General features: G+C 71.9%; 15 protein-coding genes and 1 pseudogene. 4 read left to right on the top strand and 12 right to left on the bottom strand.

What is annotated here, in order from left to right; translation table 11 throughout:
- Positions 1-13: 13 nt before the first annotated feature.
- The 3 genes from OHS33_RS00545 to OHS33_RS00555 all read right to left on the bottom strand — a co-directional run bounded on the left by OHS33_RS00545 (position 14) and on the right by OHS33_RS00555 (position 1,426).
- A complete protein-coding gene (locus OHS33_RS00545; protein ID WP_330328367.1) occupies positions 14-172 on the bottom strand; it encodes a DUF6126 family protein in 159 nt (52 codons plus the stop codon).
- Positions 169-423, bottom strand: a complete 255-nt coding sequence (locus OHS33_RS00550; RefSeq protein ID WP_330328368.1) for a hypothetical protein — start codon at positions 421-423, stop codon at positions 169-171. Before OHS33_RS00550 ends, OHS33_RS00545 begins: the two co-directional genes overlap by 4 nt.
- 157 nt (positions 424-580) lie before the next feature.
- Positions 581-1,426, bottom strand: a complete 846-nt coding sequence (locus tag OHS33_RS00555) for an MBL fold metallo-hydrolase (protein ID WP_330328369.1) — start codon at positions 1,424-1,426, stop codon at positions 581-583.
- A gap of 87 nt (positions 1,427-1,513) precedes the next feature.
- On the opposite strand from OHS33_RS00555, the gene OHS33_RS00560 reads away from it, so the two are divergent.
- Both OHS33_RS00560 and OHS33_RS00565 read left to right on the top strand, forming a co-directional pair.
- On the top strand, positions 1,514-2,113 hold the full coding sequence (locus OHS33_RS00560) for a CGNR zinc finger domain-containing protein (protein ID WP_330328370.1): 600 nt from the start codon (positions 1,514-1,516) through the stop codon (positions 2,111-2,113).
- A 137-nt stretch (positions 2,114-2,250) separates the two neighbouring features.
- A complete protein-coding gene (locus OHS33_RS00565) occupies positions 2,251-2,841 on the top strand; it encodes a hypothetical protein (RefSeq protein ID WP_330328371.1) in 591 nt (196 codons plus the stop codon).
- 66 nt (positions 2,842-2,907) lie between these two features.
- Here OHS33_RS00565 and OHS33_RS00570 read toward each other — a convergent pair whose 3' ends face one another.
- The 4 genes from OHS33_RS00570 to OHS33_RS00585 form a co-directional block, all read right to left on the bottom strand.
- A complete protein-coding gene (locus tag OHS33_RS00570; RefSeq protein WP_330334853.1) occupies positions 2,908-4,005 on the bottom strand; it encodes a MerR family transcriptional regulator in 1,098 nt (365 codons plus the stop codon).
- 112 nt (positions 4,006-4,117) lie between these two features.
- Positions 4,118-4,582: a hypothetical protein gene (locus tag OHS33_RS00575; RefSeq protein WP_330328372.1), complete on the bottom strand. Its 465-nt coding sequence runs from the start codon at positions 4,580-4,582 to the stop codon at positions 4,118-4,120.
- A gap of 36 nt (positions 4,583-4,618) precedes the next feature.
- Positions 4,619-4,990: a toxin Doc gene (locus tag OHS33_RS00580; protein WP_443065172.1), complete on the bottom strand. Its 372-nt coding sequence runs from the start codon at positions 4,988-4,990 to the stop codon at positions 4,619-4,621.
- A 2-nt stretch (positions 4,991-4,992) separates the two neighbouring features.
- Complete coding sequence (locus OHS33_RS00585; protein ID WP_330328373.1) at positions 4,993-5,298, bottom strand: ribbon-helix-helix protein, CopG family; 306 nt, start codon at positions 5,296-5,298, stop codon at positions 4,993-4,995.
- A gap of 143 nt (positions 5,299-5,441) precedes the next feature.
- Here OHS33_RS00585 and OHS33_RS00590 point away from each other — a divergent pair, with 143 nt between their 5' ends.
- Entirely contained in the window at positions 5,442-6,710 is a 1,269-nt protein-coding gene (locus OHS33_RS00590; RefSeq protein WP_330328374.1) for a serine/threonine-protein kinase, read from the top strand.
- Between the two features lie 100 nt (positions 6,711-6,810).
- A complete protein-coding gene (locus OHS33_RS00595; protein WP_330328375.1) occupies positions 6,811-7,119 on the top strand; it encodes a hypothetical protein in 309 nt (102 codons plus the stop codon).
- 23 nt (positions 7,120-7,142) lie between these two features.
- Here OHS33_RS00595 and OHS33_RS00600 read toward each other — a convergent pair.
- The 5 genes and pseudogenes from OHS33_RS00600 to OHS33_RS00620 all read right to left on the bottom strand — a co-directional run.
- Positions 7,143-7,676, bottom strand: a pseudogene (locus OHS33_RS00600) (aldo/keto reductase); the annotation flags it as partial.
- Positions 7,677-7,742: 66 nt separating this feature from the next.
- On the bottom strand, positions 7,743-8,450 hold the full coding sequence (locus OHS33_RS00605; protein ID WP_330328376.1) for a GNAT family N-acetyltransferase: 708 nt from the start codon (positions 8,448-8,450) through the stop codon (positions 7,743-7,745).
- Positions 8,451-8,538: 88 nt separating this feature from the next.
- Complete coding sequence (locus tag OHS33_RS00610) at positions 8,539-10,884, bottom strand: bifunctional serine/threonine protein kinase/MFS transporter (protein ID WP_330328377.1); 2,346 nt, start codon at positions 10,882-10,884, stop codon at positions 8,539-8,541.
- Between the two features lie 59 nt (positions 10,885-10,943).
- Positions 10,944-11,441, bottom strand: coding sequence for a hypothetical protein (locus OHS33_RS00615; RefSeq protein WP_330328378.1), 498 nt, complete (start codon positions 11,439-11,441; stop codon positions 10,944-10,946).
- A gap of 23 nt (positions 11,442-11,464) precedes the next feature.
- A complete protein-coding gene (locus tag OHS33_RS00620) occupies positions 11,465-15,025 on the bottom strand; it encodes a tetratricopeptide repeat protein (RefSeq protein ID WP_330328379.1) in 3,561 nt (1,186 codons plus the stop codon).
- Between the last annotated feature and the right edge of the window lie 4 nt (positions 15,026-15,029).

Consider the following 15,029-nt stretch of genomic DNA (forward strand, 5'->3'; position numbering starts at 1 on the left):
AGGCGGCCGCTTCTCACTTCTGGGCATGGCGGCCCAGGTAGAACAGCAGCCAGATGAACCCGGCGAACAGGTGCGTGCCGAAGATGTAGAAGAAGGCGCGCAGGGCGACGCCCTTCTCCTTCCACTTCTCCCGGTCCGCCGCCGTGCCCTTCTGGGGCGGGATGTCCGTCATGACGCGTCTTCCTTCCCGTGTTCCTCGTGCGGGCGGGTGCAGGGGCGGACCCGGACCCGCATGCCGTGCTCCCCGGCGTACTGGATGACGGCCGCGACCTCGGCGGCCTCAACCGTACGGACCTCCGCCCCGGAACCGGTACCGAGGCGGGTGATCTCGTAAAGCCGGACGGTCCGGGGCTCACTCCCGGCCACGCCATGGCCCCGCGCCATACGGACCCGTTCCAGCGCCGCTTCCTCGAACCCGGCCACAGCGCGACCCCCTTCCACCGAATCAGCAACTAGCAAATTGCATAACTCTGCAAGTCTACAGGGTGGCGTACCAGCCGATCCGAACCCTCGGGCCTGCCCCTGAGCGGCGTACATCCGCGAGGCGGACAGCGCCAGGCCCGGGCATCCGGCTGTTCGGTCAGCCGACCGCGTCGCCCAGGCCGCCCAGGTCGCCCAGGTCGCCCAGGTCCAGGCGGTCGGCCAGCCCGGCGTTGGCGAAAGCGGCCACCAATTCGTCACGGCCCTCGGTGAAGTGGGCCCAGCTGTCGTAGTGGACGGGCACCACCCGGCGGGCGCCGAGAATCGTGGCGGCTTCGGCGGCCTGGGCGCTGTCGAGGACGATGGTCGCGCCGTCGAAGAGGACGGGGAAGCGGGGAGCTCCGGCGAAGAGGATGGCGGTGTCCACCGGGCCGAAGCGTTCGGCTATCTCCCGGACCAGGTCGAGTGAGGCGTTGTCTCCGCTGACGTAGACCGTGGGCAGGCCCTGGCCGGTCAGGACGAAACCGACGACCTGGCCGGTGAACGGTTCGACGTCCTCACGGGCGCCGGGGCCGTGGATGGCGGGCACGCCCGTCACGGTGATCGTGCCGCCGCCGGGGCGTTCGAGGTCGATCGACTCCCAGTCGGCCAGTCCCTTGGCCCTGCCTCCCAGACGCTCCCCGCCGCCGGGGGTGGTGAGGGTGAGCGGGACGTCGGCGAGCAGTGCCCGGCCGGAGTGGTCGAGGTTGTCGGGGTGCTCGTCGTGGGAGAGCAGGACCACGTCGATGCGGCCGAGGTCGGCCGGTGCGGCGGAGGAGGGTGCCGTCTTGGTCAGCCGGGCGCCCGGCACCGGGTAGTCGCCGGGAGCGTCGAAGGTCGGGTCGGTCAGGAATCGCAGGCCACCGTAGGCGAAGAGGGCGGTCGGGCCGCCGAAGACGCGGACGGGGATCTGTTCACCGGTGGTCGTGTCGCCGGTCGTGTGGCTGGTCGTGCTGGTACTGGCCATCCAGGCACCTCACGGATGAGTAGCGGGTTATCCGTGATGCACGGTAGCGGTGTCTCACGGACGGACGCAAGCCGTACCATGAGAGTCATGAGCGAGACCCCGACCGCCGAGTCCGTGTTGCCGGCCGCGCCGGGGGCGGAGGACTACCTCGCCCTCGACTTCGTCAACAGCGCCACCGCGCTGCCCGGAGGGCAGTTCATCGATCTCCTCGGCACCCCAGGGGCGACGAACCACTGGCTCACCGCACACGGTCTCGCTCCGGCCGACGCCGGGGTGCAGGAGACGTGCGCGACGCAGCTGCGCTCGCTGCGCGAACACCTCAGGGCACTGTTCGCCGCCCGAGTTGCCGGGCTGCCCGCCCTGCCCGCGGATCTGTCCGCCGTCAATGCCGCGCTGGGCAGGGCCCCCACGGCCGCCCTGCTCTACTGGGACGAGAGGAACGGCCCCTACCGAGCGGCGCCGTGCCCCACCCACGAGATCCTCGACCGCGCCCTCGCGACCCTCGCGGCCAACGCGGCCGACCTCCTCACCGGCCCCGACGCCGACCGCCTCACCGCGTGCGGTTCCGCCCCCTGCAACCGCTACCTGCTGCGCCACGGCCGCCGCCACTGGTGTTCCATTCGCTGCGGCGACCGCGCCCGCGCCGCCCGCGCCTACGCCCGACGCACCCAGCCGAACGCGGACTGACGAACGCCGGCTGACGAAACCGGACCGGCGCCGGCTCAGCGGGCCATCCGGGCGGGATACCCGGCCCGTTCGGAATGGCACCCGGGGCCGCGGCGCCCCGCCGGGGATGTTGGTGTCCCCCTCGGCAGGAGAGGTACGTGAGCGATCCCAGCCCCCGAGTGACCCCGCGGCCCACTTCCGCCGGAGCGGACGAGGACATTCCCGCTCCGGGTGTCATCGGCATCGGACTCGCCGCGGTGCTGACATTCGCGCTGGCCCAGGGCTCGTGGCAGTGGTTCGCCACGTTCATCGGGGTGACGCTGCTCGCGGTGATGCTCGCCTTCCAGCGACGGGCGCGGTGGACGCCCCGTATCCGCTCGGCGTACATGCGCGGCTTGATCGCCTACTCGCTGGTCATCGGGCTGTGCGTGGCCATCGCGTTCGCCCCCCTCCTGCAGCGCCAGTCCTGGCTGTTCCCCATGCCGGGGACGCGGAGCCAGTGCGAGCTGCTGGGCAGGTACCAGACCCTCCAGGCAGAGGCCGCGCTGGGACACCTGGCCGCCAGAGACACCGCTGCCCTCGAGTTCACACAGCGGGTCCAGGCCCAAAAGGCCGTCGCCGAGTGCCTGTCCGCCACGACGACCTTGTGGCTGCCGCTGTACGGGGTCGGAGTCGCTTTGCTCGTGGGGACAGGTGCGTGGTTCCGCGACCGGGCCCGGGCCGGACGCCCGACCAGCCCCGTCGGCTGAAGGACCTTCCCCGGGCAGGGTGCTGCGGGCTCGGTCGGTGTGAGTCGGGGATCTCCCCGCGCCCGTTCACGCCACGAGCAGGCGGAGGCCCAGATCCGCGGCGTCCAGGTCGGCGAGGGTGCTGTTGCGCTCGGCCCACCGGCCGGAGTCGAGGTCGTCGCCGAGGCTTCGTACCGCCCGCTGCTCGGCCTCCGGTCCGACCCTCGTCCACACCGACATCGCACGGCGCACGTGATCCTCCAGGTACGCGCCCGGTCGGCGCCAGTACGCCTCGAACAGGCCGTCGGCGCAGTCCCACGGGATGGGCACCGGCTCGGCGCGGGCGCCGATCGCGTCGGCCATCCCGGCAAGCGAGGGGAATGCGGCGAGGACGCCGGCGAACTCGGGCAGGTAGTCGCGGGTGAGCCAGAACCGGTCCTGCCATCCGGGCTCGTCGGTGTCGAAGGTGAGCACCACCACGCGGCGGGCCACGCGCCGCATTTCGCGCAGCCCCGCCATCGGGTCCCCCCAGTGGTGAACGGTCGAAACGGCCATCGCGACATCGAAGGAGCGGTCCTCGAACGGCAGGCTCTCCGCGGCGGCGGCCACGCACGGCGCCGAGCCGGCGGGCCGCTGCCCCCGCATGACCGCCGATGGCTCCACCGCGGTGACGTCGCGGTCAGTGGGCTCGTAGGAGCCTGTGCCGGCCCCGACGTTCAGCACGGTCCGCGCGTCCGCGAGCGCGTCCCAGATCTGCGCGGCGATCCGCGGCTCGGTGCGCCGTGTCGCGGTGTAGGCACCACCGATCGCGTCGTACAGCCGTGCGCCGAGCATCTCCAGTTGCTCCTCCGGTGTCACCTTCAGTCCCTTCGCCCGCGCCTCCAGTTCCCTGTCGATGGACGCCACCATGGCGTCAGCGCGATCACGCCGCTCCAGCAACAGGCCGCGCAGTCGGCGCAGGTGCGCGACCGCGTCGGTGGACGGGTCGCCGACCAGGTCCGCGACCTCCCGCAGCCCGAAGCCCAGCCGCCTGTAGGCCAGTACCTCCCTGAGTCGCTCCACGTCGCCCGCCGAATAGGCCCGGTACCCGGCCGGGGTCCGCGCCGAAGGCCGAACGAGCCCGATGTCGTCATAGTGATGCAGCGTGCGGACGCTCACTCCGGCCAACTCGGCCACGCGTCCCACGGTCCAGTGATCTTCCACGGCACCGACTATGCGGCCTGACGCCACGTGAGGGTCAAGAGCCGGGGTTGATTCCGGGCGGGGACACCCCTGTCAGTCCGTCAGCCAACAGCCGTCATCCGTCAGCCATGCCGCTCGCGCGGGCGATGCCCTCCACCACCTGCTCGTCCTGCTTGCGCTGGTGCTGCTGGCGGTCGAGCTTGTCCCGCATCGCGCGCAGCTTGGCCGGGTCGTCCGCGACGTCCGGGGGCACCAGCGACATCACCTCCTTGGCGTGCTCGCCGTCACCGAGGCGGGCGACGACGTGGTCGGCCCGGTCCTCGTGGCCGGGTTCCATCGCACCGATCAGACCGAGGAGGTTGAGCAGCTCCTGCTGCACCTCCGCGGTGAACAGCGCCCTCTCCGCTGGTTCCAGGTCGAGCCGGAACCGTCCGCCTCCGGCCTTCACGTACTCGCGGATGACCTCCATCAGGAGGCGGAACTGCTCCTGGGGCATCCGGGCCCGGAGCGTCTCCACGTAGAGCGCGTACCGCGCCCGTACGATCGCGGCCGGGTCCTCGGGTACCTCTGCGTCGGCCATGTCGGACTCCCCCTCCAGTGGTTCGGGCCAGGCTGGTCAGATCCGCCAGGAGCGGATGCGGTCGGCGGCGTCGTACGCGTCGGCCCGACCGGCGTCGATGTCGCGGGCCAGGTCGATCAGCGCACTGTCCGGCGCGTCGATGCCTTCGCCGACGGCGTTGAGGTACGCCACGGCGGTGCCCGCGGCGAACAGCGCGTTGCGGGCCGGGAGCGGGCGCAGCCGGATGATCGAGTGCATCAGGGCGGCCGCGCGCCACGCGTTGTCGACAAGGGCGCCGACCTTCGGAGTGCTGACGCGGTGGCGGCCGACCGCCGCCACGAGAGCGCTGAAGTCGTGGATGACCGGCGCCTTGGGGAGGACTTCCGCCTGGCGCTCCAGGAGCCAGCGGATGTCGATGTGGAGCTCCACGGTCAGGCGGCCCGTCCCGCGGCGTCCACCCGGTCGGGCGCGTCGTCGGGGAACGCCCGGTCGAACGCGGCGGCGTTGTCCGCGACGAACGCGCGGAACACCTCGGCGGCTCCTTCGAGGCGGGGGTCGCGCACCGCGTTGGACGCGGCCTCGGTGATCAGCGCGGTCACCGTGGTTCCCTCGGCCTCGGCGCGCTCCTGAAGCTGCGCGTGGAGTTCCTCGGGGACTCGGATCGTGACGGGTTTCGAAGCCATGCCGCGAACGTACAGCAGGCCGTACAGCACGCGGGCGGATTCGCTGGAATCCACCCAGCCGCTCCTCGGACCTCGGACGACCGGGCGGCGAACTGCGCCTGTCCGGGGTCCGGTTCCGGCCAAGCCTCAACTCGGGATCGTCGCGTTGCGTACGCTGCCTGAATCCGCAGGGGTGAGAGCGAGCCGGGGAGCGGCGCATGGCCGAGGCGAGACGTCCGGGTGAGGTGATCGGGGGCCGCTACCGGCTCGAACACCGGCTGGGCGGAGACGGATCGGGGCGGACCTGGCTGGCGTACGACGAAGCTTGGAACCGCGAGGTCGCGGTCAAGGAGTTACTGCCGCCCCCTGGGCTGACCGGCCGGGAGCGGGAAGTGTGGCTGGGGCGGACCGCACGCTGGGTACGTGTCTTCGGACGGCTCGACGGCCATCCGAACGTCGCCGGCGGCATCGACCTGATGAGGGCAGGCGAGACGATGTGGACCGTCATGCGCCTGGTCAACGGGGAGTCGCTGGCGGACCGTCTCCTGGCCCGGGGGCCCCTTCCCCCGGCGGACAGCATCAGGATCCTCTCTGACGTGCTGTCCGCGCTGGAGGTGATTCACAACGCGGGAATCGTGCACGGCGGTGTCCGGCCGACCGGGGTGATCCTGACCCCTGGCGGTCGGGTGGTCCTGCTCGGCGATCCGGAGGGGGCTGCCCAGCAGGAAGCCAGCGCCCGGGTCTCATGGAGGGCGTCCCCGGCCCGGGCACCGTACACCTCACCGCAACTGGCCCAGGGAGACACGGCCATGCCCGCGGACGATCTGTTCGCCCTGGGAGTGACCCTTTACGAGATGGTCGAGGGGCACCCGCCGTTCCGCGGCGGCGAGCTGGGGCCAGCGATGCGAAGGGCAGGGCCTCTGGCGGAACTGATCGAGGGTTTGTTGCGGACGGACCCCGAGGAACGCCTCACGCTTCCCGAAGTGCGGCGGTTCGTCCTTGACTTCGTGCGGGTGCACGGCGCGGCGCTGCTGGAGCGCGCGGCGGCGACACGGCCAATAGGCGCTGCGCCATCGGCGGCCGGGCCACCGCCGTACGTCGTCCACGTGCCGCGAGCTCGATTCCGGCAGGTTGCACTGCTGCTGGCCTTGGCGGTGGTGTGCCTCGTCCTGGCCGGACCGGTGCTGGCGTATGTCACCTCGCCGCAGGCGGCCGCGCACCTCATGACCGTCCTGCCCTGGACGGCGTTCCTGCTCGCGCTGGCCGTACTCGCCCACCAGGTGCGTATCGCGGTACGCAAGAACGGTCCACCGGCTTCATCGGGGTTGGGCCTGTCCCTGAGCCCGCCCACACCGTGGTCGCCGCAAGAACGCGCGGCACGCCGAGCCGCGGCCGAGCGGGCCGTCGACGCGGCACTGCTGCGGATCGACCAGAAACTGGCCGCCGCCTCACCGCGCTCACCTCGGAACGGGGCCCTCGATGACTGACCAGGATCCCGTTTCCCCAGCGTCAGCGGGTGCCCGGAACGAGCAGGCGGAGCCTCCGTCCCCTCCGTTCCCCACGTCCTCTCCGCCCCCGCCTCGGGCGATGGGTTCCCTTCCGACGTTCCCCGACGCGGATGAGGCACTCAAGTGGCGGGACATCGAGCCCGACCATCTGGCCTGGCGGCGCGCTCTGGTGGAGCGCCAGTTGCGACAGGAGCGCCTGGACCAGTGGACGGGCTACGGCTTCCGCCTCCTTGAATACGTCATGGTCATGGGTTTCGGCGTGGCCTTCGTCTGGCTCGGCTTCTACGCGGTGGACCACAAGGCTTCGACGCAGACCGTGCCGCTGATCGGTGGTGGCATGGCCGCGCTGGTCAGCGCGGTGCTGGCGGTGCGGAACCGGCGGAACTGAAAGTGGTCAGTTGTCCAGGCGACACGAAGTACGACCTGCGCCGCGGACTTGTCGTGTGCCCCGCCGTCTCGCTGAGGACGGGGTTGGGGAACAGGTTGTTCTTGCCTTCGGCGAATCCGCCCCAGGACTGGTGCCGCACGCCGTGCTCGCGCATGAGCTCGTGGTCGACGGTCGGGGTGGAAGTTGGCGACGCCGATCGCCCTGGCCGGGCCCTCGCGGTTGACGGCCTCCATGGCTCGCCACTCGCCGTACACATCGCCGTAGGGCTGGTGCATCAGGTACAGGTCGACGTCGTCCAGGCCCAGCTTCTTCAGCGACCTCTCGAAGGCGCGGCGGGTGTTGTCCTGGGCGGGGGCGTCCTAGACCCACAGTTTGGTGGTGACGAACAGTCCCCCGCGCGGGATGCCGCTGGCCTTGACGGCGCGGCCGACCGCTTCCGCGTTCCCGTAGGCGGCCGCGGTGTCGAGCAGCCGGTATCCGGCGGCGAGGGCGTCGGAGACGGCCTGCTCGGTCTGCTCCGCCGGGATCTGGTAGACGCCGAAGCCGAGGATCGGCATCTCGCTCGCCCACCGCGCCGGCCGTGTCCTCGGTGGTGTCGATCAGCGTGACCGGTGCTCGCTACGTCATCCAGGTCGGCCGGGTGTGTGGAGCCCGATGAAGTACGGCTCGCGGCGGAGGGTGAATCCCATCGACAGGTAGAGGCCCACGGCCCCGGTGTTCTGGGCCGCCGCGTGGAGGAACGGGTTGTCGCCGCGGTCCTCCACGGTCGCCACGACCGCGCGGATCAGCCGTCCGGCGAGCCCCGCGCCCCGGTGGTCGGGGTGGGTGCACACCGCGCTGATCTCCGACCAGCCCGTCGGCCGCATCCGCTCGCCCGCCATCGCGACGAGACGGCCCTCGCGCCGGATCCCGAGGTACGTGCCCAGCTCGACGGTGCGCTCACCGAACGGGCCGGGCCGGGTCAGCCCGGCCAGCTCCAGCATCTCCGGCACATCAGAGGGCCCCAGGATCACCGCCTCCGGATCCTCCTTGCCCCGGACCGCGCGGCCGTCCAGCTGCACGCCCGGCAGTGACATCAGGGTTTCCCAGCCGGCGGGCGGGGTCAGCAGCCCGGTCACCCAGAGCTCTTGAGCGGGACCGGCCAGCGCGGCCAGATCCGCCCAGGCGTGCGGGTCCTCGGGATCGGCGAGCGCGGCGAAGGGCGACACGGCCGCGGGGTACCGGGCGGCGAGCCCGGCGGGCCCGGTCTCGGCGAGGCCGCGGTGCGGGCCGTCGAGCGCCGCCCAGACCGGATTGTCGAGGACGGCGCCGGGCCGGGACTCACGGGACATGGGCAGGGCTTCCTTCCGAACGGTGCAGGAGACCGCCTTGAACGGCCTTCACGGACATTGTCGGTGAGCCGCCTCCCGATTTCGGCACTCACCCGTTTCGTTGCCTCACCATCCTGGCGGCGGTCAGGCCGGCGAGGAGCAGGCAGACGATGTCCCACCAGGGTGGCGCGTGGATGGTGCTGACCAGTGCCGTGCCGATCCCTTTCCCCACGAGCTGCGCCGCGATGACGGCGGCCGCGGCCGCGCCCGCGTGCTGGGGCAGGATGGCGGTGGTCGCGGCGGAGACGACCGGCATGAGGACCAGGCCGATGCCGAGGCCCGCGAGGATCATGCACGGGAGCATGGCCGGGTACCCGGCTTCGGCCTCGATGGTGACGACGGTCAGCACGCTTCCGATCGGCGTGATCACCAGGCCCGTCACGATGAGCATGCCTGGTGTCATGCCCCGGCGCAGCAGGCGGAGGGAGATCTGGGTGGCGCCGATGGCGATCGCGGCGATCAGGGGGAGTACCGCCAGCCAGGCTTTGACCGTGGAGTAGCCGTGGCTCAGCACGATCCCGCGGGCCATGACGGGTGTGAGGGAGAGGATGCCGGCCCCGGCGAGGAACATGGTGAGGAACCCGCCGAGCCTTGCCCGGTCCTGGAGGACGTACCGCGGAAGGAGCGGGTTCGACGCGCTGCGCTGCCACCGCAGGAAGGCCAGGAGCAGGATGACGCCACCCGCGATCGGGAGCACGATCAGGGGGCCGCGCCACTTCTCCGCGGCGGATCCGTCGGGGCTCGCCGACGCTTCGAGAGGGCCGTAGACCAGGCCGGCGATCCCGAGGACGCTGAGCAGGGCGCCGGGCAGGTCGAAGCGGGTGTCGGTACGGTCGGGGCGGTCGGGGCGGTCGGGTGGGAGGGCGCGTGTACCGGCCAGGGCGGTCAGGGCGAGGAGCGCGGAGATGGCCAGGGGCAGCCCCCAGCCCAGGTCTCGGGCCAGGAGCAGCCCCAGTATCGGTCCACCGACGCTGACCGTGGCGTAGATCCCGAAGGCCCTGACCCGTTCCTTCGGTTCGGGAAGACCGGTGGTCACCAGGGCCAGCGCCGCCGTGGTCACCAGCGCGCCGAAACCGCCCTGCAGGGTGCGGGCCAGGAACAGCGGCCAGGAGTGCAGACCGCCGAACGCGCTGCCGAGCGCACAGGCCGCCGCGAGTCCCGCCAAGCCCGTGACCAGCGTCCGTTTGCTCCCCACGCGGTCGACGATGTGTCCGCCGAGCAGCAGCAGCGCCGCGAAGGGGACCGTGAAGAAGATGACGAAGTCCGAGCTCACCATGCTGGCGCGGAAGGACTCTTGATACGTCGCTCCGAGCAGCACCGCCAGTTGCGCGAGGGCGATCACGGCCAGGTGCCACCGGCGCCGGGGCACCGGGGCGGGGGTGCCGCGGTCCGGAGCGGTCGGGGTGTAGCCGGGGGCCGGGGTGCGCGCGGGGGCCGACTCCGTCACCGGGGTGGCGATGGCAGCTTCGGGCCGCGCCGCCGGAACATAGTCCAGCAACTGGGCCGCGTGCCGCCCCAGTTGAACCAGGACCTCGCCCGGGAGCCAGACCCCTCCCCCGTCCCCGCCGGTGTGTTCGGCGGTGTGTTCGGCGATCTGGGCGGGGGTGGGCCGTTGGGCCGGGTTCTTGGCCAGGCAGGCGCGTACGAGTGGGAGGAGGGAGTCCGGTACGCCGGTGAGGTCGGGGTCTTCTTCGGCGATGCGGAAGAGGTGGGCGTTGAGGCCGGTGTCGGTGGCGCCGAAGAGGAGGCGTCCGGTGGCGGCGTAGACGAGGACGGCGCCGAGGCAGAACACGTCGCTGGCCGGGGTGAGGGGGAGGCCGCGGACCTGTTCCGGTGACATGAAGCCCGGCGAGCCGATCAGCATGCCGGTGCGGGTGTGCAGGCTGTCGCCGCCGAGGCTGTCCATCGCTCGTGCGATGCCGAAGTCGATGACGCGGGGGCCGTCCACCGTGACCAGGACGTTGGACGGTTTGAGGTCGCGGTGGATCAGGCCCGCCGCGTGCACGGCTTCGAGTGCGAGGGCCAGGCGGCTGGCGAGGACGCGGACCGAGTGCTCGGGCAGCGGGCCGAAGTCCCGGGCGACGACCGTGGTCAGGTCGGGGCCCGCGATGTACTGCGTGGCCACCCACGGCACCGCCACCCCGGCGTCGGTGTTCGCGTCCAGGACGTCCGCCGTCCAACTGCCGCCCACCCGCCGGGCCGCCGCCACCTCGCGGGCGAACCGTTTACGGAACTCGGGATGGGCGGCGTACTCGGCCTGCACGACCTTGACGGCGACCGTACGGCCGACCTCGTCGCGGCCGAGATAGACCAGGCCCATGCCGCCCGCGCCCAGCCGGGCGATCAGGCGGTAAGGGCCTATGTACGTCGGATCTTCGACGGTGAGCGAGTCCACGGCAGGAATCTAGCCGAGGCCTCCGGCACAAACCGAGGAACCGAACGACAGCGTCGGCATCACGACGGCGGCTGGATGCGGCCGAGGAAGCGCGTCAGCGCGGCGATCGGGCCGAGCGGGTCGGCGTAGTCGACCGTCTCCTGCTCCTCGAACGAGCCGTCCCTGCGGCGGATGGTGGTGCGCCGGCTACGCTTGATGCCGCCGGTGCGCAGGAGGTAGAGGCCGTACATGGCGGCGACGCTGATGATCCCGATCTCGATGACGGGGAGCTTGGCCTTGGCGTCGGCGGCGATCTGGAGGATCCGTTCGGCCTGGTCCGGCTCGTCCCACGCGCCCGACAGGACGAGGAGTGCGGCGTTCTCCAGGAGCAGCGGGTCGGCGGCGAGCCGGTCCAGGTCGGCCGCGAAGTCCGGGCCCCAGCCCTCGGTGAGTTCGGCGCGCATCTCCTCCGTGGTCGGGTCGTCCAGCCGTTCGCTGAGGTAGTAGCGCAGGGTGTGGTGGACGGTGTCGGGGTCCACCTCCCGCTCCGTGAGTGCCGACGTCAGGGTCCGAGTCATCGGCCAGTCCCTTCCAGGGTCATCTACCAGTCACCTTCCAGAGCCATCGACCAGGCGATCCATCCGGGTACGCCGGACTGTTCCGCTTCCAGACAGGACGAACGCAGGGCAACGCCCGGCGGGCTGCCGGACAGTACGAGGGCGCGGCAGCGGTTGAGGACCGGCAGCACCTGCTCGGCGAGGATGTCCCAGCGCGGCGCGACCAGGGTGCGCAGGCCACGGTGGCGCAGGGCGCTGAACAGGCCGACCTGCTGGCCGCCGCGGGGGTGGTTGAGGCCGCTCGAACACGCCGCGGAGAAGATCGCGGACGGGGACCGGGAGACGGCCGTCGCGGACCGCCAGTCGAACCGGTGGGCGGCGAGGCCGGAACGGGCGGCGGCCAGGGAGTCACCCGGAGGCCGCCGCCCCTCGGACGAGAGCAGGAGCGATACCGACGCGCTGCCGGTGTCGACCATGCCGTGGCAGAGCAGTGTGCAGAGGTCGGAGCTTTCGAGGATGCGGACGAGCGCGGCGGCGTCCGCGTGTTCCCGGTCCGCCGAGGCGAAGACCAGCTCGGCCGCGGCCGCTTCGGCCCGGCTCGCGGCCAGGGACGCCGTCAGGGCCGCTTCGACGGCCCGGGACTCGCCGAACCGCGGTGCGCACACCGCACCGACGGCCGGGCGCGCGACCGGGGCGTCCGGCCGCAGCATGAGCGATCCCCAGCTCGGCGCGTAGGAGCACGTCCAGGACGGGCCGAGTGCGAGGTGCCACGGCAGCCTGTACAGCTGGGGCGACTCGATGACGACCACGTGGTCGTCGGCGCCGAGCCGCTGCGAGAGCACGGCATGGAGCGTGCTGGTGAAGGTCCGCCACTGCGGGACGTCCAGCGGGTCACCGGGGCGGCTCGGCGTCCAGTTGGCGATGCGGGTGCCGAGGCGGGCGGCGAGCGGGCCGAGGTTGTCCAGCGGCATGACGACTTCCGTGACGGGAGCATGCCCCGCCTCGATCAGCGTCAGCACCAGCGACCGCCGGTCGGGGCCGTGTTCGACCTGTTCGAGGACGGCGGTGCGGGCGAGGCCCGTCCGGTCACAGAAACCGGTGAGCGCCCGGTCGTCGGCGAATCCGCCGGGGGCGAGCATCCGCCGGGCCGGGTCCCGCCACAACTCCTCCACGGTCCGCTGCAGTTCACCGGTTCCCACGGGTCCCCCGGGTCCCGCGGCGGCCAGGAGGGCTCCCTGGATCTCCCGCAGGTCTCCCGGGTACGCCACCTCTACGCCGGCGGCCTGCTCGAAGTCGGAGAACCTCTCCATCGCCCGGCCGACGAGCCGGTCGGCCTTCCGTACCAGTGCCAGGGCGCTCTGGAGCGTGTCGGACGGGAACGCGGTGGCGGCCGGGTCCGCGGCGGCGGAGACGTCGACGGCCGAGACCGCACCCGCCGCGACCGCCGAGACCGCCGTGACCGCGGGGCGCAGGAAGCATTCGACCGGCGGATCGACTCCGTACCGTTCGGCGGCCAGCCGTTCGAGGCCCGCCCAGTCGGGGGTTCCGCCGCGGATCTCCTCGGCCAGGGCCTCGGCCCGGGCGGTCTGGAGGTGGACGAAGCAGTCTCCACGGGTGGCGGATTGCGCGCGCAGGCGCGGCAGATCATCGAGGGTGCCGGGTTCGGCCCCGGGGGCCCCGCGGCGCAGCACTTCCAGCCGGGCCATGGCGGCGTAGAGGTCCGCGACCGGGTTGTACGGCATGGTGCCGGAGTCCGTGAATTGCCCCTGTTCGCTGATGTCCAGCGAGTGCAGCGCCAGGTCCCACAGCTCCTCATCGGACTCCCCCTGATCGCGGAGGAGTGCGTATTGGAGCTGCGCCCGGACGACCGGGGTGATGAGCGAGGAGAATTCCACCGCGTGGGCCAGGGCCTGCCTCAGCAGCGTCACGGCGTCACCGAACCGGCCGGTGGTGAAGTACGCCGGCGCCAGCTCCACGGCGACGTACGGGCGCAGGCTCGGCCGCAACTTCGCCCATTGCTCCTCCAGCAGAGCCAGGGCCTGGTCGACCCGGCCGCACTCGCGGAGCACGACGGCGGTGGCGATCTCGTGCTTGTGCGGAAACGGGTGGAGCGCGGTGAGCCGGCGCTCGGTGGTGAACCAGGCGTCCTGGTCCCCGATTTCGGCGAGCGCCTCCTCGGTGCGGCCGGTGAGGGTCAGTGCGAGGGCCCGGACGTCGGACAGGTCCGACCGTCGGAAGTCTTCTGGCCTTTCGACGTCCCGCAGGCGTTCCAGCAGGCGCAGGGTGCCCGCCGCGTTTCTCGCGGTGATGAGCGCCTCGCCCAGCAGCGCGGTCGCGTTCACCGGCCCGATCTGCCGCACCAGGGCGTCGTGGACCAGGTCGAAGTCCGCGTCCGTGCCGTGGTGCGCGAGTCCCGCGTAGATCTGGGCGCGGATCACGCTGAGGGCGTTGACGCCGAGTTCGTCGATCATTTGGGCCAGGGTGGTGGCGAACTCGTTCCGGGGAATGCGGATGACGACCTGTTCGGCGAGCCGCACCGCGAGGTTCGGGTGGCCCGCCCGGACCGCCGCCTGGTGGATGCGCTCCTCCGTCTTGTTCCACCGCCTGGACACCCGGCGCGGCCGCTTGTCGAACGCGCTGATGCGGATCCCCTTTTCGACCTCGATGAGGCGGCCGAGTTCGAAGGCCGACACGGTGGGGCGTACGTGGTGCCCGCCCAACCGGATCCGTTCGGTGATCGACGTGCCGATCCAGGACTTCTTCAGCCGCAGTTCCAGGCGCAGGTACTCCACCGCCCAGTCGAAGGCCGCCGGGTTCGGCAGGCCGGCCCGGTGGTGGAGGACGGCTTCGACGGCGCGGGCGCAGTAGAACCACTCGCGCTCGCCCTTGGCCCCCGTGCGCGAGATGCGGGCCACGGCCGCGGAGAACCGGCTGAGCGCGTCGCCGATGGGCGGTGAGCTGTCGACGTACGTACGGAGGTCCTCCTCGAAGGTCCTCGGCAGCCCGCGCGCCCGTATCGCCCACGCCTCGCAGAGGTTCTGCCACGTCCGCACCTGACAGATGGCCAGGCCGGTGACGCCGTTACCGGGGTCGACGGCGACCTGCGGCAGCGCCCCGGCCGCGGCGACGCCCAGCGCGGAGTACACCGCCCCGGTCAGCTCCCGCCAGCGCGCGTCGAACTCCCCCTCGTCCGCCTCGGTGATCCACGGGAGCACCGCCTTGATCCGGAGCCGCAGGAGGGCGGCGACCAGGTCCCTGAAGTGGTCGGGCGAGTCGGCGAGGTAGCTCCCGCCCTCCCACTCCTCGCCCTCCTGCTGCTCGTCCTCCCGCTCCGCGCCGTCCCACCCCTGTGCCAGCCGCTCGCGCAGCAGCTCCCGCACTTCATCGGGCGTCCCGATCTCGGGCGACCCGGGAGAGAGGATCATGCTTCGCTCGGCGGACGCCCAGTAGAAGACCTTGGCGGGAATGGTGGTGGGGTCCCCCGCCGCGCAGCGCAGGAAGTCCAGCTCCCCGCGGAGCAGTTGGACCGTCTTCGCGACCTCGTGGTCCCGGATCAGCAGGAGGGATCCGGTGTCGATGTCCGCCCCGCAACGGCTGCATTGCACGCGT

It is taken from the genome of Streptomyces sp. NBC_00536, assembly GCF_036346295.1.
Taxonomy (GTDB): Bacteria; Actinomycetota; Actinomycetes; order Streptomycetales; family Streptomycetaceae; genus Streptomyces.